At 75.3% G+C, this 20,294-nt stretch carries 19 protein-coding genes; 5 read left to right on the top strand and 14 right to left on the bottom strand.

The genetic code is table 11. From position 1 onward, the window contains the following. Window positions 1–91: 91 nt before the first annotated feature. Window positions 92–1,231, bottom strand: a complete 1,140-nt coding sequence (locus tag KC207_RS03885) for a YihY/virulence factor BrkB family protein (protein WP_211601559.1) — start codon at window positions 1,229–1,231, stop codon at window positions 92–94. Window positions 1,232–1,263: 32 nt separating this feature from the next. Between KC207_RS03885 and KC207_RS03890 the strand changes: the two genes are divergently transcribed. Beyond that, a complete protein-coding gene (locus KC207_RS03890) occupies window positions 1,264–2,916 on the top strand; it encodes an acyl-CoA dehydrogenase family protein (RefSeq protein ID WP_211601560.1) in 1,653 nt (550 codons plus the stop codon). A gap of 13 nt (window positions 2,917–2,929) precedes the next feature. Here KC207_RS03890 and KC207_RS03895 read toward each other — a convergent pair whose 3' ends face one another. Then, complete coding sequence (locus tag KC207_RS03895; RefSeq protein WP_211601561.1) at window positions 2,930–3,934, bottom strand: polyphosphate kinase 2 family protein; 1,005 nt, start codon at window positions 3,932–3,934, stop codon at window positions 2,930–2,932. A 44-nt stretch (window positions 3,935–3,978) separates the two neighbouring features. Here KC207_RS03895 and KC207_RS03900 point away from each other — a divergent pair, with 44 nt between their 5' ends. Then, entirely contained in the window at window positions 3,979–4,719 is a 741-nt protein-coding gene (locus tag KC207_RS03900; protein WP_211601562.1) for a dihydrofolate reductase family protein, read from the top strand. 27 nt (window positions 4,720–4,746) lie between these two features. On the opposite strand, the gene KC207_RS03905 is transcribed toward KC207_RS03900, so the two are convergent. Both KC207_RS03905 and KC207_RS03910 read right to left on the bottom strand, forming a co-directional pair. Beyond that, the gene (locus KC207_RS03905; RefSeq protein ID WP_211601563.1) at window positions 4,747–5,916 is read right to left on the bottom strand and encodes an alpha/beta hydrolase family protein; all 1,170 of its coding nucleotides are present in this window, start codon (window positions 5,914–5,916) and stop codon (window positions 4,747–4,749) included. Next, entirely contained in the window at window positions 5,913–8,081 is a 2,169-nt protein-coding gene (locus KC207_RS03910) for an ATP-dependent DNA ligase (RefSeq protein WP_211601564.1), read from the bottom strand. The genes KC207_RS03905 and KC207_RS03910 overlap by 4 nt, the downstream gene beginning before the upstream one ends. A 126-nt stretch (window positions 8,082–8,207) precedes the next feature. On the opposite strand from KC207_RS03910, the gene KC207_RS03915 reads away from it, so the two are divergent. Both KC207_RS03915 and msrB read left to right on the top strand, forming a co-directional pair. Next, complete coding sequence (locus KC207_RS03915) at window positions 8,208–9,086, top strand: universal stress protein (protein ID WP_211601565.1); 879 nt, start codon at window positions 8,208–8,210, stop codon at window positions 9,084–9,086. Window positions 9,087–9,143: 57 nt separating this feature from the next. Beyond that, window positions 9,144–9,575: a peptide-methionine (R)-S-oxide reductase MsrB gene (gene msrB, locus KC207_RS03920; protein WP_211601566.1), complete on the top strand. Its 432-nt coding sequence runs from the start codon at window positions 9,144–9,146 to the stop codon at window positions 9,573–9,575. A 9-nt stretch (window positions 9,576–9,584) separates the two neighbouring features. Here the strand turns inward: msrB and KC207_RS03925 are convergent, their stop codons facing one another. The 8 genes from KC207_RS03925 to KC207_RS03960 all read right to left on the bottom strand — a co-directional run bounded on the left by KC207_RS03925 (window position 9,585) and on the right by KC207_RS03960 (window position 17,119). After that, the gene (locus tag KC207_RS03925) at window positions 9,585–10,958 is read right to left on the bottom strand and encodes a GntP family permease (protein WP_211601567.1); all 1,374 of its coding nucleotides are present in this window, start codon (window positions 10,956–10,958) and stop codon (window positions 9,585–9,587) included. A gap of 63 nt (window positions 10,959–11,021) precedes the next feature. Then, window positions 11,022–11,390, bottom strand: a complete 369-nt coding sequence (locus tag KC207_RS03930; protein WP_211601568.1) for a hypothetical protein — start codon at window positions 11,388–11,390, stop codon at window positions 11,022–11,024. After that, window positions 11,387–12,139: a hypothetical protein gene (locus KC207_RS03935; protein WP_211601569.1), complete on the bottom strand. Its 753-nt coding sequence runs from the start codon at window positions 12,137–12,139 to the stop codon at window positions 11,387–11,389. Before KC207_RS03935 ends, KC207_RS03930 begins: the two co-directional genes overlap by 4 nt. Then, window positions 12,139–12,489, bottom strand: a complete 351-nt coding sequence (locus tag KC207_RS03940; RefSeq protein WP_211601570.1) for a type VII secretion target — start codon at window positions 12,487–12,489, stop codon at window positions 12,139–12,141. Before KC207_RS03940 ends, KC207_RS03935 begins: the two co-directional genes overlap by 1 nt. A 105-nt stretch (window positions 12,490–12,594) precedes the next feature. Further along, entirely contained in the window at window positions 12,595–13,242 is a 648-nt protein-coding gene (locus KC207_RS03945) for a response regulator transcription factor (RefSeq protein ID WP_437179118.1), read from the bottom strand. Window positions 13,243–13,387: 145 nt separating this feature from the next. Then, entirely contained in the window at window positions 13,388–14,899 is a 1,512-nt protein-coding gene (locus KC207_RS03950; RefSeq protein WP_211601571.1) for a GAF domain-containing sensor histidine kinase, read from the bottom strand. Window positions 14,900–14,957: 58 nt separating this feature from the next. Next, complete coding sequence (gene hemQ / locus KC207_RS03955) at window positions 14,958–15,683, bottom strand: hydrogen peroxide-dependent heme synthase (RefSeq protein ID WP_211601572.1); 726 nt, start codon at window positions 15,681–15,683, stop codon at window positions 14,958–14,960. Next, window positions 15,680–17,119, bottom strand: coding sequence for a protoporphyrinogen/coproporphyrinogen oxidase (locus KC207_RS03960; protein WP_211601573.1), 1,440 nt, complete (start codon window positions 17,117–17,119; stop codon window positions 15,680–15,682). Before KC207_RS03960 ends, hemQ begins: the two co-directional genes overlap by 4 nt. Window positions 17,120–17,282: 163 nt before the next feature. Between KC207_RS03960 and KC207_RS03965 the strand changes: the two genes are divergently transcribed. Then, window positions 17,283–18,230: a DUF4349 domain-containing protein gene (locus KC207_RS03965; protein WP_211601574.1), complete on the top strand. Its 948-nt coding sequence runs from the start codon at window positions 17,283–17,285 to the stop codon at window positions 18,228–18,230. A 66-nt stretch (window positions 18,231–18,296) separates the two neighbouring features. On the opposite strand, the gene hemE is transcribed toward KC207_RS03965, so the two are convergent. Both hemE and KC207_RS03975 read right to left on the bottom strand, forming a co-directional pair. Next, window positions 18,297–19,349 carry a uroporphyrinogen decarboxylase gene (gene hemE, locus KC207_RS03970; RefSeq protein ID WP_211601575.1) on the bottom strand — a complete coding sequence of 351 codons (1,053 nt, stop codon included), beginning with the start codon at window positions 19,347–19,349 and terminating at the stop codon, window positions 18,297–18,299. A 52-nt stretch (window positions 19,350–19,401) separates the two neighbouring features. After that, window positions 19,402–20,229: an EamA family transporter gene (locus KC207_RS03975; RefSeq protein WP_211601576.1), complete on the bottom strand. Its 828-nt coding sequence runs from the start codon at window positions 20,227–20,229 to the stop codon at window positions 19,402–19,404. Window positions 20,230–20,294: the final 65 nt, after the last annotated feature.

Consider the following 20,294-nt stretch of genomic DNA (forward strand, 5'->3'; position numbering starts at 1 on the left):
CCCTCTCGGCGTGCTCCGAGACAGTATCCGATCCGCGACGCGTTCTCCAAACCGGGACCGGCGGACGGCCACCCGGCTCGGACGCACCCGCTCAGCGGTCCGACTCGGCCATCGGCACGACGTCCTTGGCAGGCTCCGGCTCGGTGCCGGTGGCGTTGTTCGCCATCGGCGTGAGCGGCCGGTTCGCGGCGTCCCGCAGCGCCCGGATGTCGAGGTCGTCGCGCAGGCTCTCGGACCGGGCGTAGCCCGCGAACGGGTCCTGGAGAGCCGGCGGGACCTCCGCGGGACGCCGGCGCTCGCGCACCCCACGGACCCAGTCGGCGAACCGGGTGTGCAGGGCGCGCCCCTCGTCGTGCGGCCACAGCTCGCGGATCGCGGCGTTCAGGGCCGCGCCGATGAGCACGGCGATCGCGAGGGCGTAGAGCCAGATGAGGATGACGATGGGCGCCGACAGCGGCCCGTAGATCGAGGACCCGCCCAGCGAGGCCGCGATGGTCCCGCGGACGACGTAGGACGCCAACGCCCAGATGACGAGGGTGAGCGCGGCCCCGGGGATGTCCCGGCGCCACGGCGAGCGGCGGGGCGTGGACACGTGGTACAGGCTCGTGAGCCCGCCGATCGTGAGGACGGTGACGAGCGGCCAGTACAGCTGGGCCAGCGCCTCCCACGGGGCCGGCAGCCATCCCTCGATGATCGACTGGCCGAGCAGGACGAGCGGGATGGTGACGATCCCGAGGAGCAGCGCCACCGAGTACAGCGACAGCGACAGCGCCCGGGTCCGCACGATCCCCCGCACCCCGGACTGGCCGTACATGATCGAGATGGTGTCGACGAAGACGTTGAGGGCCCGCGAGCCGGACCACAGCGAGAGGATGAAGCCGATCGACAGCAGGTCGGCCCGGCCGGTGTCGAGGACGTCGTCAACGGTCTCGCTGAGCACCGAGTCGATGACCGGCTGGGTGAGGAACTGCGCGGAGTAGTCGAGGATGTCCTGCCGCACCTCGACGACGGTGTCGGGACCGAGGGCGTTGCCGAGGTAGCCGAGGCCGCCGAACAGCCCGAGGACGAGCGGCGGCAGGGACAGCAGGGCGAAGAAGCCCGCCTCGGAGGCCAGCCCCGTCACCCGGTAGCGCAGGCAGATCCGCGTCGTCGCGACCGTGAGGCGGGCGGTCGTCAGCGCTCCGGGGACGGACGCGAGCAGCGCCCGCACGCGTCGCCTGGCCCCGGTCATGCAGCCCACGGTATCCGCCGTACCGTGAAGGGGTGCGGACCCACGAGGTGACGAACCAGGTTCCCCCGCTGCCGGACCACGACGTCCTCGGCGGCGACGCGGTGCTGCACGAGGCACTCGGACGGTGGGGCGGGCCGGCGGACGACCCCGCCCGCGAGGCCCTGGCGGCGCTCGGGCGGCTCGCGGGGACAGCGGCGGTGCGCGACCTCGCCGACCGGGCCGAACGCAACGCCCCGGTGCTGCGCACCCACTCCCCGACCGGCGAGCGGGTCGACGAGGTCGCCTACGACCCGGCCTACCACCGGCTCATGGAGGTCGCCGTCGGCGCGGGCCTCACGGCCGAGCCCTGGACCCTGCCGACCGGCACCGGCGCCCACGTGCGGCGCGCCACCGGGTTCGTCACCTGGTCCCAGGTCGAGGCGGCCCACCTGTGCCCCGTGTCGATGACCTACGCCTCGGCCCCCGCGCTCGCCGCCGAGCCCGACGTCGCGGCGCGCTGGCTGCCGGGCATCGCCGCCCGGGCCTACGACCCCGACCTGCGCCAGCACACCGACAAGCCCGGGCTCACGCTCGGCATGGGGATGACCGAGAAGCAGGGCGGCTCGGACGTGCGTGCCAACACCACCCGCGCCGTCGCCGTCCCCGGCGGGCCGCTCGCCGGGCGGACCTACCGGCTCACCGGGCACAAATGGTTCTGCTCGGCCCCGATGAGCGACGGCTTCCTCGTCCTCGCGCAGGCCGACGGCGGGCTCACCTGCTTCCTCCTCCCCCGCGTCCTCGACGACGGCGAGCGGAACGCCCTGCGGCTGCAGCGCCTCAAGGACAAGCTCGGCAACCGCGCCAACGCCTCCTCCGAGGTCGAGCTCGACGAGGCGTGGGCCGTCCGCGTCGGCGACGAGGGCCGAGGTGTCCGCACGATCATCGACATGGTCGCCTCCACCCGGCTCGACTGCGTCCTCGGCTCGGCCGCCACCCAGCGGGCCGCCCTCGTGCGGGCGGTCCACCACGCCCGCCACCGGCGCGCCTTCGGCGCCGTCCTCGTCGACCAGCCGCTCATGCGCAACGTCCTCACCGACCTCGCCGTCGAGTCCGAGGCCTCGACCCTCCTCGGCATGCGCCTCGCGCACGCCGTCGACGCCGGGGAGCGAGACCTCGTCCGGCTCGGCGTCGCGCTCGCGAAGGTGTGGGTCTGCAAGCGGACCCCGCCGATGGTCGCCGAGGCGCTGGAGTGCCTCGGCGGCAACGGGTACGTCGAGGAGAACGGGCTCGCGCGGCTGTACCGGGAGGCACCGCTCAACTCGATCTGGGAGGGCTCGGGCAACGTCGGGTCGCTCGACGTGCTGCGGGCGATCGCCCGCGAGCCCGGCTCGCTCGAGGCCGTCCTCGCCGAGGTCGACGCCGTCCGCGGGTCCGACCCGGACCTCGACGCGTCGGCCCGGGAGTGCCGGACCCTCGCCGCCGCCGCGGGCGACGAGGACGCCGCCTGGGGTGCGCGCCGGCTCGTCGAGCGGCTGGCCGTCACCCTCCAGGGGGCGTTCCTCGTCCGGCACTCACCGGCCCCGGTGGCCGAGGCCTTCGTCTCCGGTCGGCTCCGGGGTGGGCACGGGGGCGCTTTCGGCACCCTCGGCCCCGACGTCGGACCGACCGCGGCGGGTGCGGTGCTCGACCGGGTCCTGCCGGGCTGAGGCGGAGCGCCGCTCAGGTCGCGGCCAGGCGCTCCCGCTCGGCGTCGACGTCGAAGTCCGCGGCGGGCCACTGCGGGTCCATCGCCTCGAGCGCCTCGAGCAGCAGGTTCGTTACGGCGAGGCGGGCGAACCACTTCCGGTCCGCCGGCACGACGTGCCACGGCGCGGCGTCGGTCGAGCAGCGCTCGAGCGCGACCTGGTACGCCTCCTGGTAGGCGTCCCAGTGCATCCGCTCGTCGACGTCGCCGGGGTTGTACTTCCAGAACTTGTCCGGCCGGCGCAGCCGCTCCCCGAGCCGCGCCTTCTGCTCCTTCTGGGACACGTGGAGCATCACCTTGACGACGCTCGTCCCGCCGTCGACGACGCCCTCCTCGAAGCGGTTGATCTGGCCGTAGCGTCGCGCCCACTGAGCCCGCGGCACGAGGTCGTGGACACGGACGACGAGGACGTCCTCGTAGTGCGAGCGGTCGAACACCCCGATCCGGCCCGCCGCCGGCAGGGCCCGGCGGATCCGCCAGAGGAACGGGTGCCGCCGCTCCTCGGCCGTCGGCACCTTGAACGCGGTGATGGCCACCCCCTGCGGGTCGACGCTGCCCACGACGTGCCGCATGATCCCGCCCTTGCCGGCGGTGTCCATCCCCTGGATCACGAGGAGCACCGAGCGGCCGCCGCCCCCGGACGCCTCGGCGTACAGACGCTCCTGGAGGTCCCCGAGCCGCGCCTGGAGCGCGGCCATCGCCTCCTCGGCGTGCTTCTTCTTGCCGGCGAACCCCGGTGTCGAGCGGGGGTGGACGTCGGCGAGCCGGTCGCCGGGCCGGAAGCGCAGCAGGTCCGACCACGAGCCGGTCGTCTCGTCGGCCCGGGCCTGCTTCTCCTTGGCCTTCTGCTTGGCCAGCTTGCGCGCGGCCTTGCCGGTGAGCTCCTCGTCGGCCACCCGGGCCCTCTTCGGGGGCTTCCCCTTCCCGAGCGACGCCGCGTCGGCCTTCTTCCCGGACTTCTTCCTCGAACCCTTCGCCATCACGGCATCCTTCCAGACCCGGGGCCGGCTGCGAGGATGACCGGATGCGCGTCCTCCTCGACCCCCGCCGTCCGAGCCGCCCCGGGGAACGCGTGGCGGCCGGGGAGCTCGAACGGCTCTACGCCCCGTCCCAGCGCCGCTGGGTCCGGTCCAACATGGTGACGACGCTCGACGGGTCGGCCGTCGGCTCGGACGGCCGCAGCGGGTCGGTCAACACCGCAGCCGACGGCAAGGTCTTCGGCCTGCTGCGCGACCACGCGGACGCCGTCGTCGCCGGTGCCGGGACGATGCGCGACGAGGGCTACCGCAGGGTCGCGCCGACCCGACGCTCGCCCGTCCCGCCCGCGCTCGTCGCCGTCACCCGCAGCGGGCGCGTGCCCGAGGGGCTGCGCACCCCCACGCAGGGGCGCGGAGAGGGCCTGCTCGTGACGTGCGAGGCCGCCGGGACGGACCGGCTGTCCCGGGCCCGCTCCGTCCTCGGCGAGGAGAACGTCCTCGTGTGCGGGGACGCCCGGGTCGACCTGTCCGGCGCCGTCGACGCCCTCGCCGCCCGCGGCCTCACCCGGCTGCTGCTGGAGGGCGGGCCGTCGTTGCTCGCCACCGCCCTCGAGGCGGGCGTCGTCGACGAGATGGCGGTGACGGTCGTGCCGACGGTCGTCGGCGGCGACTTCCCCCGGATCGTGACCGGCCCGCCCCTGGCCGTCCCGGACGGGGTGGCGCTGCGTCCGCACCTGCTGCTCGAGGAGTCGGGGACGCTGCTCGGGCTGTGGCGGGTGCGCCGCTGACGTCGGCGCCCCGCCGCCGGGAGGACCTCAGGCGACGTAGTCGGCGACGAGGTCCTCCCACCGGTCCGGCTCGGTGTTCCACTCCTTGCAGTGCCGGGCGACCCGCCAGTCCGGGAACGTCACGAGGTCCGCGCGGGCCTGGGCGAGAGCGAGGGACGGCCCGAACGGGACGAACTCGTCGTCGGCGGAGTGCACGAGGAGCATGGGGTGGCGCAGCTCGTCGGCGCGACGGACCCAGTCGGTGAGCGCGAGGTCGACACCCTCGTGGACGCCGACGAGCCGGTGGCCCCAGCGTTGGCGCATCATCACCCGGGCGAGCGACCCGACGGGCCGTGGCACGTGGTGCGAGCGGGCGTGGTGGGCCAGGACGTCGCCCCAGTCGACGACCGGCGCGTCGAGGACGACCCGGGAGACGAGGTCGGCGCGTGGGGACCGGTCGAGCAGCTGGAGGACGATCGCCCCGCCCATCGACCAGCCGCCGAGGAGGATCTCGGTGGCCCCCCGGGCGACCGCGTACTCGATCGCGGCGTCGACGTCCCGCCACTCGGAGAGGCCGAGGGCGTACCGGCGGTCGGGCCCGGACGGCACCCCCTCGTCGTTGCGGTACGTCGGGACGAGGCAGGTCCACCCCTGACCGAGCAGCGGCGGGAGGGCCCGGAGCACCTCCTCGCGCCGGGCACCGCGCCCGTGGACGAGGACGGCCCACCGGGAGGTGGGGCCGGTGTCCGGGGGGACGACCCACGCCGGCATGGCCCCGAGCTCGCCGTCGTAGGTCACGTGCTCCGTGGCGAGGCCGAGGCTCTCGTCCGGCGGCGAGCCGACGAAGTAGCCGTTCCACCGGGCGGTGCCGGGCCGCAGCCGTCCGGCGTCGACGCCGAGCAGGACACGGCGCACGGTCCCGGCGGCGGCGTCGAGGTCGGTGACGTCCCCGAGCCGGGCGTGCCCGCGGCCGTTGTCGAGCCACAGCCCGTACCGGCCCGGGACGACGGTCTCGGCGGTGGTGTCGAGGACGACGGCGTCGTCCTCGACCTCCCGGACGACGACGTCGTCGGGCCGGAACGGGTCGGGGGTGAGCACCCGTCGGGCGAAGTACGCGGCCGCCGCGAGCGACCCGCCGGCCGAGGCGACCGTCGCCGTCCCGCCGACCGCCGCCCCCGCGATCGCCGCGACCTTGGCCCGCGACGGCGGCCGGCTCACGACCCGTCCCCGTCGAGCACGGCCGAGAGGTCGTAGGACACCGGCTCGTCGAGCTGGTCGTAGGTGCAGTCGGCGGGATCCTTGTCCGGGCGCCACCGGACGAACTGGGCGGTGTGCCGGAAGCGGACCCCCTCCATGTGGTCGTAGCGGACCTCGACGACCCGCTCCGGGCGCAGCGGGGTGAACGACAGGTCCTTGCCCGCGGCCCACCGGCTGCCGGCCGACGACTGCGGGGTCCGGGACCCCTCCTCCTGCCGGGCCCATGCCCACGGGTGGTCGTCGAAGGTCGTGACGAGCGGCTGCAGCTCCTCGAAGAGCTCGCGGCGGCGGGCCATCGGGAAGGCGCCGATGACCCCGACCGACAGCAGCGACCCGTCGGCGTCGTGGATGCCGAGCAGGAGGGAGCCGACGACGTCCGGACCGGACTTGTGCGTGCGGTACCCGGCGACGACGCAGTCGGCGGTGCGCTCGTGCTTGATCTTGAGCATGGTGCGCTTGTCCGGCTCGTAGCGGCCGTCGACCGGCTTGGCGACGAGACCGTCGAGCCCGGCGCCCTCGAAGGCGGTGAACCACTCGCGGGCGACCTCGGGGTCGCGGGTCGCGGGGGTGAGGTGGACCGGGGCCTCGGCGACGGCCAGCGCCTCCTCGAGCAGCGCGCGTCGCTCGGCGAACGGGCGTCCGGTGAGGTCCTCGTCGCCGAGGGCCAGCAGGTCGAAGGCGACGAAGCGGGCCGGGGTCTCCTGAGCCAGCTTCCGCACGCGGCTGGCGGCCGGGTGGATCCGCTGGCTCAGCAGGTCGAAGTCGAGCCGGTCCTCGCCGGGGCGGACGACGACGATCTCGCCGTCGACGACGCAGCGCTCCGGCAGGTTGGCCAGGGCCGCCTCGACCACCTCGGGGAAGTATCGGGTCATCGGCTTCTCGTTGCGGCTGCCGATCTCGACCCGGTCGCCGGAGCGGAAGACGATCGAGCGGAACCCGTCCCACTTCGGCTCGTAGACGACCTCGACGTCGGTGAGGGCCTTGGCCTGCAGCCCCTTGACGGGCTTGGCGAGCATCGGGGGCACCGGGGGCACGAGCGGCATCCCCCACTCCTCGCGCAGCGCGGCGTCCCGCTCGGCCTTCGGCGCCTCGTACTCGTCGTCGGCCTTGTCGGACCGGCGCTTCGAGGGCTGCACCCGGGGCGGCTCACCGGGCATCTTCGGGTAGTCCGGGGGGAAGTTCAGCTCGCCGAGCCCGCGCTCCTCGACGTCGCGGGTCCACAGCGCGAGGGCTCCGCCGAGGTCGCCCACGGCGTCGTCGATCCCCTCCCAGGCGTCGCCGCGGTCCTCGACGACGTCCGGCACCGTGAGCACGGTGAAGTCGCCGGGGACGACGGTCGCGAGCTCGTCCCAGGTCACCGGCATCGACACCGGCGCCCCGGGCAGCGGCCGGGGGCTGTACGCACTGGCGATGGTGCGGTCGCGGCAGGCCTGGTTGAAGTCGACGAACACCCGCTCGCCCCGCTCCTCCTTCCACCAGGACGAGGTGACGAGGTCGGGCAGGCGCCGCTCGAGCTCGCGGGCGATCCCGATGACCCCGTGGCGCACCGCGAGGAACTCGTGCGCGGGTCGTACCCGCGCGTAGACGTGGACGCCCCGGTTGCCGCTCGTCTTGGCCCAGGCGGTGAGCCCGATCCCGGCCATCAGCTCGCGCAGCGCCTGCGCGGCCTCGACGGCGTCGGCGAACGTGCGTCCCGGCTGCGGGTCGAGGTCGATGCGCAGCTCGTCGGGGTCGTCGTTGTCGGCGGTGCGGACCGGCCAGGGGTGGAAGGTCACGGTGTTCATCTGGACGGCCCAGACGGCGGTGGCGACCTCGTCGACGACGACCTGGTCGTGCTGTCGTCCGCTGGGGTACCGGCACCGCGTCGTGCGGACCCAGTCGGGCATGCCCTTGGGCGGGTTCTTCTGGTAGAACTCCTCGCCCTCGATGCCGTCGGGGAAGCGCTGGAGGGTGACGGGCCGGTCCCCGATGTGCCGCACCAGGGGGTCGCCGACCGCCATGACGTACCCCGCGAGGTCGCCCTTGGTGATCCCCGCGTCCGGCCACATCACCCGGTCGGGGCTGCTGAGCCGGACCTGCCGCACGCCCCCCGGACCCTCGACCTCGACGATCTGCGCATCCGCCATGCGCCGAGCCTAGCCAGCCCCGGGGACACGACGACGCGACGACGCCGGACCTTGGTCCCTGGCGACGCGCGGGCGCGCCGACGAGGCTGGGAGGACCCACCGGGAACGACCCCGAGGAGGCCGACCATGAACACCACCACCCACCGCCCCGTCCTGCTCGGCACGGACGGCTGCGAGCACAGCACCGCCGCCCTGGAGTGGGCGGTCGCGGAAGCCGTCCGACGCGACCGCGACCTGCGGGTCCTCCACGCCGTCCCGGTCACCCTCGGGGGGATCCACGCCCTGCCGGCGATGGAGCACCAGGAGGCGCACGCCGAGCAGGTGGTGAGCGAGACAACCGAGCGGGCGCACCGGCTCGCGCCGGACCTCACGGTGACGACCGTGCGCCCCGTCGGGGACGCGGCCGCCTCCCTCGTCCACGAGTCGCGCACGGCCGACCTCGTCGTCGTGGGCGCGCGCGGTCGGGGAGCCGTCGCCGGCGCCTTCCTCGGGTCGACGTCGCTGCACGTCGCGGGGCACGCGCACTGCCCCGTCGCCGTCGTCCGGCACCGTGCCGACGCCGACACCCCGCGCACGGCCGTCGTCGTCGGCGTCGACGGCTCCGGGAACGCCGACGCCGCCCTCGGCGAGGCCTTCCGGCTCGCCGACGAACGCGGGATGCCGCTCGTCGTCGTGCACGGCTCGACGGCCGCCACCGTCGGGACCCACCTGGCGGTCGTCGACTCGCCGGAGCTGCGCGAGCGCATCGCCGAGTACGAGCGGTCGAGCACGGAGCACGCGGTGGCCGGCTGGCGGCAGAAGTACCCCGGGGTGGACGTCGACGTGCGGGTCGTCGACGAGCACCCCGTCCTCGCCCTCACCGACGCGGCGGCGGACGCCGCGATCCTCGTCGTGGGCAGCCGCGGGCTCGGCGGGTTCGGCGGCCTCGTCCTCGGCTCGGTGGGGCAGGGCGTCCTGCACCGGGCGCAGTGCCCGGTGCTCGTGGTGCGCCCCGAGTCCGGCTGAGCCGGACCGCCGCGGCCCGCCGGGAACCTTCCGGCGGGCCGCGGTGTTGGACCCGGCATGACGATGAAGCCGACCGACCGCCAGTACGCCGTGACCAAGTCGGACGAGCAGTGGCGCGAGACGCTCTCCCCCGCCGAGTACCAGGTGCTGCGCGAGGCCGGCACCGAGCGGCCGTTCGTCGGGGAGTACACCGACACGACGACCGTGGGGACCTACTCGTGCCGGGCGTGCGGCGCCGAGCTGTTCACGTCCGGGACGAAGTTCGAGAGCCACTGCGGGTGGCCGTCGTTCTACACCCCGCTCGCCGGCGACTCGGTCGAGCTCATCGAGGACCGCACGCTCGGGATGGTCCGCACCGAGGTCCGGTGTGCCTCGTGCGGCAGCCACCTCGGCCACGTCTTCGAGGGCGAGGGCTACGACACCCCGACGGACCAGCGGTACTGCATCAACTCGATCAGCCTCACCCTCCACCCGGCCGACGGTTCCTGACCGGGTCGGTCACACGAGGACGAGGCTGAGCAGCCAGACGACGACGATCCCGGTGACGCCCTGCACGAGCGTCGCCGCGGTCTGCGCCCGGTAGGCCTGTGCGACGCTCATCCGGCTGAACTGGGTCACGACCCAGAAGTAGCTGTCGTTGGCGTGCGACACGGTCATCGCGCCCGCCCCGATCGCGAGGACGACGAGGGTACGACCGAGGTCGCTGTCGTAGCCCAGGCTGCCGACGAGGGGCGCGACGAGGGCCGAGGTCGTGACGAGGGCGACGGTGCTCGAGCCCTGCGCGGACTTCAGCGCGGCGGCGACGAGGAAGGGCATGAAGATCCCCACGCCGAGCGCCGACAGGGAGCTCCCCAGGTAGTCGCCGAGGTCGGTCGCCTGGATGACGGCACCGAACGCGCCACCCGCCCCCGTGATGAGCAGGATCGGCGCCGCCGCGGTGATCGCGGCCGCCACCTGCTCGGTGAAGGCACCGACCCCGCCGCGGCCGCGCAGCAGCGGGAGCGCGACGAGGACGCCGACGAGCAGTGCCATGACCGGTTCGCCGAGGAACGCGAGCCCGGTGTAGAGCACCCCGTCACCGAACGGCGCGGCGGGCAGCTCGGCCACCGACCCGAGCATGATGAGCAGGATGGGGACGAGGATCGGCGCGAACGACGCCCAGGCCCCGGGCAGCGGTCCGACGCTCTCGCGCACCTCGTCGAAGGCCTCCCGGCTCTCCTGCAGCCGCTCCTGGAGCCCGGCGGGGGCCTCGTCGCGGAAGCGGTTGGCCCAGAGCAGCCCGGCGCCGGCGGTCACCGCGGCGACCGGGGCGCCGAGGAGGATGACGAGGCCGAGCCGGTCGGCCATCCCGAGGTTGCCCGCGGCCGCGATCGGGCCGGGCGTCGGCGGGACGAAGGTGTGCGTGGCGTAGAGCCCGGTGGCGAGGGCGACGGACATCGCGACCGGCGAGGTGCCGGCCCGTTTGGCGATCGACTCCTTGAGCGAGTTGAGGATGACGTACCCGGAGTCGCAGAACACCGGGATCGACACGAAGTAGCCGATGATCGAGATCGTCAGCGTCGGGAAGCGGTCCCCGAGCAGACGGATCACGGTGTTCGCCATCGTCACCGCGGCCCCGGCCCGCTCGAGCATCACCCCGACGACGGTGCCGAGGACGATGACGAGGCCGATCCCGCCGAGGAGGTCGCCGAAGCCGTCGGCGACGACCGTGACGACGCCGTCGGTGTCCTCCCCGTCGACGAGCGGCAGGCCGAAGGCGACGCCCCCGACCAGGGCGGCCCCGAGCAGGGCCATGAACGGGTGGATCCGGAAGCGCGACGACGCGAGCACGAGCAGCGCGACGACGACGACGAGGACGACGAGGTCGGTCATGGACGCACCCTCCCACCGCGGCGGGTGCTTCGGGGGCCTACGCCCGCAGCGCCTCCCGCAGCCCTACCAGGTGCCGCCGTCGTGTGACGGAGGCGTGCCCCGCGGCGCGCCCTCCGCGGTGCCGTCGGGGTCCTCCCCCTCCTCGACGAGCCGGCGCGCCTCGTCCCGCTCCTGCGGGCTCATCTCCCGGAAGCGGTCCCACCCGCGGTCGGCGAGCGGTCCGACGAACCGGGAGAACCCGTCCTCCCGGGCGACGTCGCGCAGCGAGGCCCGTCCCTCGAGGACGGCCGTGAGCCGCTCCCGGACCCTCGGGTCGGCCTGGTCGCGGAGGGTCTCGAGCGACAGCCGCAGCTGGCGTTGCAGGGCCGCGTTCCCGGTGAGGCCGGGCAGGAGCGGCCGGTCGTCGCCGGGCGGGGTCGTGGGCTCGCTCATCCGACGGCCTTGTTGTCGTAGTCCCCGGAGGGCAGGGTCATGTCGACCGACTCCGCGATGGCCCCGCTCAACGTCGCGATGACACCGATGGTGCCGTTGGCGATCTGGAAGGCGAGGTCGATGGCGTCGACGACGAGCTTGATCTTGGCGACGGCGGCGACGATGGCCGCCGCGGCCGCGCCGCCCCCGACGAGCCCGCCGACGACCGTCCACGACGACGCGGCCGCCGCCGCGAGGGCGACCGCGGCGGTGAGCACCAGGTCGAAGACGACGGAGACGCCGTCCTCGACGGCGATCCCGCACTCGTAGACCCCGAAGGCCACCTCGTTGCAGTCGTCGGCGAGCGAGTCCAGCGTCGTCTTGAGCGACCGCAGCTCCGCCGAGACACCGGCGAAGTACGTGCTCATCGCGTCGGCCGCGGTCCCCGTCCAGCCCCCGAGGGCGAGGGACACGCTGGAGTCGAGCGAGCCCGCGTAGGAGTCGCAGAACCCGCCGAGGTTGCGCAGGGCCGAGGAGACCTTCGTGACGTCCTTCCAGTCCCCGGCGAGCATCTCGCTCCAGGCGTTCGGGATGTCGTCGCCCCCCATCTCCTCCCACGCCGCGAGGGCCATCGACCCCAGGGAGGGGATCTTCGAGCGGGCGTTGATGATCGCCTCCCACTCGTCGGGGATGGCGTCCTCCGGCGTCGGCTCGAAGAGCCAGCCGCTCGGGGCGTAGCCGCCGCCACCGCTGTCGGGCTTGAGCGCCATCACCGGCTCCAGTACGTCGAGTCGAGCTCCTGCGCGGTCTGCGCGTCGAGCGAGCGGTAGGTGTCGCGGGAGGCGCGGATCTCGCTCGCCGCGCGTCCGGCGATCTGGCCGAGGCGGCGGAAGAGCCGCTCGAGGTCGTCGTCGACGTGGATCGTCGCGTCGCCGAGCCGGGCCATGAGCCCTCCGCCGGTGACCCGGACGTCGGCGTGGCTCAGCGCGTACGAGCGCGCGTTGTCGGCGTCCGTCTCGAGCTCGTCGAGCGCCTTCGCGAACGTCGCGAGCGACTGCGGCTGCACCGAGAACCGCTCCCCGCTACCGGACCCCCGTCCGCCCTCCGTTGCCCGTGCCACGTCTGCTCCCCTCGTCGTCGGCCACCACGGTGGTGGTCGGCGCCATCCTCGCAGCCGGGAGGGGTGTCGCACATGGGGAGCGGTCCCCGTCGGCCGTTCGGCCGGTCAGACGTGATGCCCGGCGAGCAGCGCGACGGCCTGGGCCCGGCGCTCGAGCCCCAGCTTGGCGAGGATCGAGGTCATGTAGTTCTTCACGGTCTTCTCCGACAGGTACAGGCGCGTGCCGATCTCCCGGTTCGTCAGGCCCTCGGCGACCCCCGCGAGCACCCGGCGCTCCTGGGGCGTCAGCGCCGCGAGCCGCGGGTCCTCGGGTGGCTCCCAGTCGTGGCGCAGCCGGTCGACGAGGTCGGGCGAGAGCCGGTTCGCCCCGGCCGCGGCGCGGCGCACCGCACCGACGAGGTCGGCGCCGCGCACGTCCTTCAGGACGTAGTCGGCGGCCCCCGCCGCCACCGCCGCGGCGAGGGCGTCCGCGTCGTCGTAGGAGGTGAGGACGAGCCCGGCGATCGACGGGTCGACGGCCCGGACGCGTCGACACACGTCCGGGCCGGACCCGTCGGGCAGCCGCGCGTCGAGGACCATGACGTCCGGCCGCAGCGCCGGGATGCGGTGGACGGCGTCCTCGGCCGAGCCGGACTCGCCGACGACGACGACGTCGGGCTCGGACTCCAGGAGGTCGATGACGCCCCGGCGGACGAGCTCGTGGTCGTCGAGCAGGAAGACCCGGATCACCGTGGCGCTCACCTCGTGCGTCATCGTCGTCCGGGCCTTCGTGGAGGCGACGGGACCGGCGCGGGTGCCGGCCGCCCTGCTCGGCCGCTCCCTCCGGGCCGGTCCCGTCGTCTCCGGTGCAAGCATCGGGCCCCGGGGCGCGGCCCGGACAGGGACCTTGGTCCCGTCCTCATCGGGGCACCCGCCACGAGAGCGCGGACCCGCCGCCAGCGGCCGGTCCGGCGTCCAGCCGTCCCCCGCGACGCTCCGCCCGCCGGGTGAGGTTGACCAGCCCCGACCGCGGCCCGGTGCCCGCCATGCCCCTGCCGTCGTCGACGACCTCGACGAGCACCTCGTCCCCGACGAGCACGCGCACCGCGACGTGCCGCGCGCCGGCGTGGCGGGCGACGTTGCTCATCGCCTCGCGAACGACCGCGAGCACGTCGGCCGCGAGGTCGTCCGGCAGGCCGGCGAGGTCCCCCTCGAGCGTGAGGGTCGGCGCCTGCGGCAGCACGCCCGCGGTCGCGGTGACGACGTCGCCGAGGGCCGAGCGCAGCCCGGCGCCGGTGATGTCCCGGTGCAGCCCGAAGATCGTGTGCCGGATGTCCCGGATCACGGCGTCGACCTCGTCGACCGCGGCCTCGAGCCGGTCCCGGACCGAGGCGTCGCGCTCGAGCCGCGCGGTGGACTGCAGGGCCAGGCCGGTCGCGAAGAGCCGCTGGATGACGTGGTCGTGCATGTCGCGGGCGATCCGGTCGTGGTCCTCGACGCGTTCCAGGCGCGCCTGCTCGCGCTGGGCGGCGGCCGCGGTGAGCCCGACCGAGAGCCGGTGGGCGAAGTCGGCGAGCGGCGGCTCCGGGGCGCCGGGCGCGACGACCACCCCGTCGACGACGAGGAGCCCCACCTCCTCGTCGACCCCGAGCAGCTCGACCCGGGCGGTCTCCGGGGCGACGTCGTCGACGACCTCTCCGGGGGCGGGGACGACCTCGCCGGCGGAGGCGACGACGACGGTCCGCCCGCCGGTGCGCCGCACGACGAGGCACGAGCGGGCCGCGGTGAGCCGGTGGACGACGTCGGCGACGTCGGCGAGCACCTCGTCGGCGGACCGGCCCCCGAGCAGCTCCAGGACGAGGTCGCGGACCGCCTCGGACCACGCGTGCGCGGACCGGCTGCTCTCGTAGAGCCGCGCGTGGTCGATGGCGACGCCGGCGACCGCGGCCAGGGCGACGACGGACGCCTCGTCGTCGGCGTCGAAGTCCGCCCCCGACTCCTTGTCGGTGAGGTAGAGGTTGCCGAACACCTCGTCCCGGACGCGGACGGGCGCCCCGAGGAAGCGCGTCATCGTCGGGTGACCCGGGGGGAAGCCGTGCGCGAGCGGGTGGTCGGCGATCGAGGGGACCCGCTGCGGACCCCGGGTCTCGATGACGAGCCCGAGGAGGCCGTAGCCGTGGGGCAGGTCACCGATCGCGCGGCGCTGCTCGTCGCTGACGCCCGCCGTCACGAAGTCGACGAGCCGCTCCCCGGAGTCGTCGAGCACCCCGAGGGCCCCGTACCGCGCGCCGACGAGCCGGCAGGCGGCGTCGACGATGCGACGCAGCACGGCGTGCAGGTCCAGGTCGGTGCCGATCGCCACCACGGCGTCCATCAGCGCACCGCGCCCGGCCACCGTGACGGTCTCCGGCACCACCGGGTCGCGCGTCACCTACCGAGCGTAGTGCGCGACCCGTCCGGGGGTCACGCCCTCGGCGGGGTGCGGTGGGTCACCGCAGCCGCGCGACGAGGTCCGCGACCTCGACCCGGGGGCCGGTGTAGAACGGCACCTCCTCGCGGACGTGCCGCCGGGCCTGCGAGGCGCGCAGCTCGCGCATGAGGTCGACGATGCGGTGCAGCTCGTCGGCCTCGAAGGCGAGCACCCACTCGTAGTCGTTCAGCGCGAAGGAGGCGATGGTGTTGGCCCGCACGTCGGGGTACTCCCGGGCCATCCTCCCGTGCTCGACCAGCATGTCGCGGCGCTCGGTGTCGTCGAGGAGGTACCAGTCGTAGGAGCGGACGAAGGGGTAGACGCAGACGTAGTCGCGTGCCTCCTCGCCGGACATGAACGCCGGGACGTGGCTCTTGTTGAACTCGGCGGGGCGGTGCAGCGCGGCGACCGACCACACCGGCCGCAGGTGCCGGCCGAGGCCGGTGCGCAGCAGCCGGTGGTAGGCGTCCTGGAGCGCCTCGACGGTCGGGGCGTGCCACCAGACCATGACGTCGGCGTCGGCGCGCAGGCCGGCGACGTCGTACACGCCGCGGACGACGACGTCACCGCCGCCGAGGTCGTCGACGAGGGACTCGACCTCGGCGGTGAGCGCGTCGCGGTCGGCGTCGCCGAGCGGCTCGGCGAGCGCGAAGACCGACCACATGGCGTACCGGATCGAGTCGTTGATCTCGCGGATGCGGGCCGCGCCGGGCTTGCCGGGGGCGGGACGCGACGGGGTGCTCATGGGTGCTCTCCTCGGGAGGGGACGGATCGTGCGGTCAGGTGGTGGACGACGGCCTCGGCGGCGCGGGTGGCGGAGCCGACGACGGCAGGGACCCCGACCCCGTCGTAGGCGGCGCCGGCGACGGCGAGGCCGGGCAGGGCGGCGACGTCGGCGCGGACCGCCTCGACCCGGTCGACGTGCCCGACGGCGTACTGCGGCAGGGCGCCGCCCCACCGCTGGACGTGCGCGTCGACGACGCGGGGCAGGGGGGCCGCCAGCGCCGCGCCGACCTCGGCGACGGCGAGCGCGACGAGGTCCTCGTCGGTCCGCTGGAGCGACGCCTCCTCCCCCGCCCGGCCGACGGACGCGCGCAGGTGCACGACGGCGTCGTCGAGCGCGTCGACCCACCCCCACTTCGCGGCGCTGAAGGTGGCCGCCTTGATGCCGCGGCCGTCGACCGGTGGGACGAGGAAGCCGGAGCCGGGCAGCCCGGGCAGCCCCGCCCGGGTGACGGCGAGGGTGACGACGGCCATCGAGGCGGTCTCGACGTCGGCGAGGAGGCTGGCGGCGTGGGCGGCGTGCGGGGCGAGCAGCCGCGAGGTCGGGGCGGGTGGGACGGCCAGCACCACGGCGTCGACCTCGAGGGCCGTGGGGTCCGCGGCGGAGCCGACGACGAGGCGCCAGCCGTGTGCGGTGCGCTCGAGGGCCCGCACGGTGCTGCCGATGCGCACCTCGACGCCGAGGGTGCCGAGGTGGGCGAGCGCGAGCCCGGGGAGCCGGCCGACCCCGCCGACGACGCCCGCGAACGGCGGCCGCTCCGGGGGCGCGGGCGGGCCGGGGACCTCGCCGCGCAGCAGCGAGTCGCCGGCGACGCCGCGCTGCCACACGGCGGGCATCGTCGCCCGCAGGGAGAGCCGGTGCGCGTGCCCGGCGTAGACCCCGCCGAGGAGCGGCTCGACGAGGCGGTCGACGACGGCCGCCCCGAGGCGGGTCGCGACGTAGTCGCCGACGGCCACGTCCTCGGTGAGCGGACCACCGGGCCACGGCCGCTCGTCGGCGAGCCGCGCCACCTCGGGCTCCTCGAGCACACCGCGTGCGGACGCGGGGGTGGCGGGGACGCCGAGCAGCGTCGCGCGGGGCATCGGGTGCAGGCGGCCGCGGCTCCACACCGCGGCGGAGGTCGTGGCGGGGGACGTGAGGTCCTGCGCGGCGCCGAGCCGGCCGACGAGGTCGACGGCCTCGGGCCGGACCGCGAGGAGGGACTCGGCGCCGACGTCGACGAGGTGGCCGGCGACCTCCTCGCGGCGCAGGGCACCCCCGACCGTCGGCCCCTTCTCGAGGACCGTCACCCGGGCGCCGGGCAGGGCCTCGGCGACCTCGACCGCCGCGGTGAGCCCGGCGACGCCGCCGCCGACGACGGCGACCCGCGGGGCCGGGCGCACGGCGGTGTCGGACATGCCCTCAGGATCCCACGCGGTGGTGAGCGGACCGGCCCGGGGCCGTGACCGCGCCGACGCCGCGACGTGACCGCATCGAGACCGGGCGACGGGAACCCGGTCGCGGCGCGCCGCGCCACAGCGGGGACGGCGCACGACGGAGCGCCCCGACGAAGGAGTCACCGTGAACACCAGCCACCACCCGTCCCGGCCCCGGGTCCTCGTCGCGGCCGCGGCGATCGCCCTCCTCGGCCTCACCGCCTGCAGCAGCGGGAACGACGCGATGTCCGGCGCCGACGGCGGGTCGGCGGGGTCCGCCGGCGCCGAGGAGTCCGCCGACGACCTCGCGGCCGACGAGCCGTCCGCGGACCGGGCGACCGCGGCGGCCCCGGGCGAGGTCGCCCCGGCCGTGGTCGAGCGCCGCCTCGCCCGGCGCGCCGACATCAGCCTCGCCGTCGACGACGTGGCCCGGGCGGCCTCCCGGCTGCGGGCCGTCGCCTCGGCCGCGGACGGGCTCGTGACGAACGAGGAGGTCTCGTCCGACCCCGTCGACCCGGCCTCGACGACGCGGCCGACCGGGTGGGGCACGGTGACGATCTCCGTCCCCGCCGACCGGCTCGACGCGACCCTCGACGAGGTGGCGGGCGTCGGCACGGTCCTCTCGCGGAGCACGAGCACCGACGACGTCACCGCGCAGTACGTCGACACCGAGTCCCGGGTCGCGTCGATGCAGGAGAGCGTCTCGCGGGTCCGCGGGCTCCTCGCGGACGCGAGCGACCTCTCGGACGTCGTCCAGCTCGAGGCCGAGCTGTCCCGGCGCCAGGCCGACCTCGAGGCCTACCAGAGCACCCTCGCGGCTTTGCGGGACCGCGTGACGCTCGCCCCGATCACGGTGCAGCTGACGACCGACGCGGACGTCCTGCCGCAGGAGGAGGACCCGACCGGGTTCCTCGCCGGGCTCGCCTCGGGCTGGTCGGCGTTCACGACGTCGGTGACCCTGCTGCTCACCCTCGCCGGGGCCCTGCTGCCCTTCGCCGTGGCCGCCGCCCTCGTCCTCGTGCCCGCCGGGCTGTGGTGGCGCCGCCGCCATCCGGTGCCCGCCGCCACGACCCCGCCGGCCCCGACCGCCTGAGCCGGTCCCGAGCGTCCGGGCCGGTCCCGAGCGTCCGGGCCGGTCCCGACCGTCCGGTGCGGACGCTCAGCGGGCCGAGACCTCGTGGACGAGCTCGACGACGCGGGTCACGACGTCGGGGTCGGTGTCCGGCAGGACCCCGTGGCCGAGGTTGAAGACGTGGCCCGGGGCGGCGCGGCCCTCCTCGACGATCTCGCGGACCCGGCGCTCCAGCGCCTCCCACGGGGCGAAGAGCAGCGCCGGGTCGAGGTTGCCCTGGAGCGGCCAGCGGCCACCGGTCCGCTCGAGGGCGTCGGTGAGCGAGACGCGGTAGTCGACGCCGACGACGTCGGCCCCGGCCTCCCCCATGAGGGTGAGCAGCTCGCCGGTCCCGACCCCGAAGTGGATTCGCGGCACCCCGAGGTCGGCGACCTCGGCGAGCGCCGCCGCCGAGTGCTCCTGGACGAAGCGGACGTAGTCGGCGCGGCTCAGTACCCCGGCCCACGAGTCGAAGAGCTGGAGGGCGGACGCCCCCGCCTCGCCCTGGACCCGCAGGAACGCCCCGGAGATCCGGGCGAGCCGGGCGCACAGGTCGTGCCAGAGGTCGGGGTCGCCGTGCATGAGCGCCTTCGTGTGCTCGTGGTTCTTCGACGGCCCGCCCTCGACGAGGTAGGAGGCGAGGGTGAACGGCGCCCCGGCGAAGCCGATGAGCGGCGTGGGCCCGAGCTCGGCGACGAGCCGGCGCACGGACTCGTCGATGTCCGGCACGTCCTCGGGGACGAGGTCGCGGATCCGCTCCACGCCCGCCCTGTCCCGGACCGGCTCGGCGACGACCGGCCCCACCCCCGGGACGATGTCGAGGTCGATGCCGACGGCCGCGAGCGGGACGACGATGTCGGAGAAGAAGATGGCCGCGTCGACGCCGTGCCGGCGGACCGGCTGGAGGGTGATCTCGGTGACGAGGTCGGGCCGGCGGCACGCCTCGAGCATCCCCACGCCCTCGCGCACCGCGCGGTACTCCGGCAGCGACCGGCCCGCCTGGCGCATGAACCACACGGGGGTGTGCGGGACGTCGAGCCCGCGGGCGGCCCGCACGAGCGGGGAGTCGGAGGCGGCGGCCGGCGGCTGGGAGGTCGTCACGACGACCCATCCTCCCACCGCCGCGACGCCGCCGACGCCACGAGGACCGCGCTCAGGCGGCGATGAGGACCGCGCCGACGACGGCGAGGGCGACCCCGACCTGCTGGACCCGCTGCAGCCGCTCGTCGAGGACGAAGCGGGCGAGCACGACGGTGACGACCGGGTACAGCGAGGCGAGGACGGAGGCGACGCTCACCTGTCCCCGGGCGGAGGCGAGCGCGAAGAGGGCGTTCGCGGCGAGGTCGCCGCAGCCGATGACGAGGAGCCAGGGGGTCTCCCGCGCGCGCACCCCGCCGGCGGACCGGAGGAGGAGCGCGAGGAGCAGGAGGACGAGCAGCGACGTCGAGCGCATCCCCCACAGCGTCATGAGCGTCGACTCCCGCGCGCCTCGGTCGAGGAAGAACAGGCCGAACCCGAAGCCCAGCGCCGCGACGGCGGCGAGCGCGACGGGACGCACCGACAGCCCGGCCCGCAGCTCCGGACCGGACGCGAGGGTCACCCCGACCACGGCGACCGCCATCCCCGCCCAGGCCGACGCGGCCGGCCGCTCGCCGCCGAGCACGCCGAGCACGACGGGGACGACGACGCCGAGGCCCGCGATGGGGGCGACGACGCCCATCGTCCCGGTCGAGAGGGCGGTGTAGAAGCAGACGAGGCCCGTGGTCCCGGCGAGGCCCGCGCCCACCGCCCACGGGTACCAGCCGCCGCCCGGGACCGACGTGCCGTGCACGCCGAGGACGACGGCGGTGAGGACGACGAGCGCCAGCCCCTGGGTCCAGCCGACGACGGCGACCGGGGGCCTGCGACGGGAAACGAGTCCGGCCGCGAAGTCGGAGGTGCCCCACACGAGGGAGGACCCGAGGGCGACGAGGCTCAGCACGCGCGCACTGTAGACGGCGGCTCCCGCGCCGACCGGCGTGGCCTCACCCACCGGACGGCCCGGTC

This window comes from Phycicoccus avicenniae, assembly GCF_018139485.1.
Lineage (GTDB): Bacteria > Actinomycetota > Actinomycetes > Actinomycetales > Dermatophilaceae > Phycicoccus > Phycicoccus avicenniae.

What these genes read in the sequence shown, in the direction of transcription:
- KC207_RS03885 (WP_211601559.1), bottom strand. Translation starts at nt 1,231, where the DNA reads ATGACCGGGGCCAGGCGACGCGTGCGGGCGCTGCTCGCGTCCGTCCCC.
- KC207_RS03895 (WP_211601561.1), bottom strand. Translation starts at nt 3,934, where the DNA reads ATGGCGAAGGGTTCGAGGAAGAAGTCCGGGAAGAAGGCCGACGCGGCG.
- KC207_RS03900 (WP_211601562.1), top strand. Translation starts at nt 3,979, where the DNA reads ATGCGCGTCCTCCTCGACCCCCGCCGTCCGAGCCGCCCCGGGGAACGC.
- KC207_RS03910 (WP_211601564.1), bottom strand. Translation starts at nt 8,081, where the DNA reads ATGGCGGATGCGCAGATCGTCGAGGTCGAGGGTCCGGGGGGCGTGCGG.
- KC207_RS03915 (WP_211601565.1), top strand. Translation starts at nt 8,208, where the DNA reads ATGAACACCACCACCCACCGCCCCGTCCTGCTCGGCACGGACGGCTGC.
- msrB (WP_211601566.1), top strand. Translation starts at nt 9,144, where the DNA reads ATGACGATGAAGCCGACCGACCGCCAGTACGCCGTGACCAAGTCGGAC.
- KC207_RS03925 (WP_211601567.1), bottom strand. Translation starts at nt 10,958, where the DNA reads ATGACCGACCTCGTCGTCCTCGTCGTCGTCGTCGCGCTGCTCGTGCTC.
- KC207_RS03930 (WP_211601568.1), bottom strand. Translation starts at nt 11,390, where the DNA reads ATGAGCGAGCCCACGACCCCGCCCGGCGACGACCGGCCGCTCCTGCCC.
- KC207_RS03935 (WP_211601569.1), bottom strand. Translation starts at nt 12,139, where the DNA reads ATGGCGCTCAAGCCCGACAGCGGTGGCGGCGGCTACGCCCCGAGCGGC.
- KC207_RS03945 (WP_437179118.1), bottom strand. Translation starts at nt 13,242, where the DNA reads ATGACGCACGAGGTGAGCGCCACGGTGATCCGGGTCTTCCTGCTCGAC.
- hemQ (WP_211601572.1), bottom strand. Translation starts at nt 15,683, where the DNA reads ATGAGCACCCCGTCGCGTCCCGCCCCCGGCAAGCCCGGCGCGGCCCGC.
- KC207_RS03960 (WP_211601573.1), bottom strand. Translation starts at nt 17,119, where the DNA reads ATGTCCGACACCGCCGTGCGCCCGGCCCCGCGGGTCGCCGTCGTCGGC.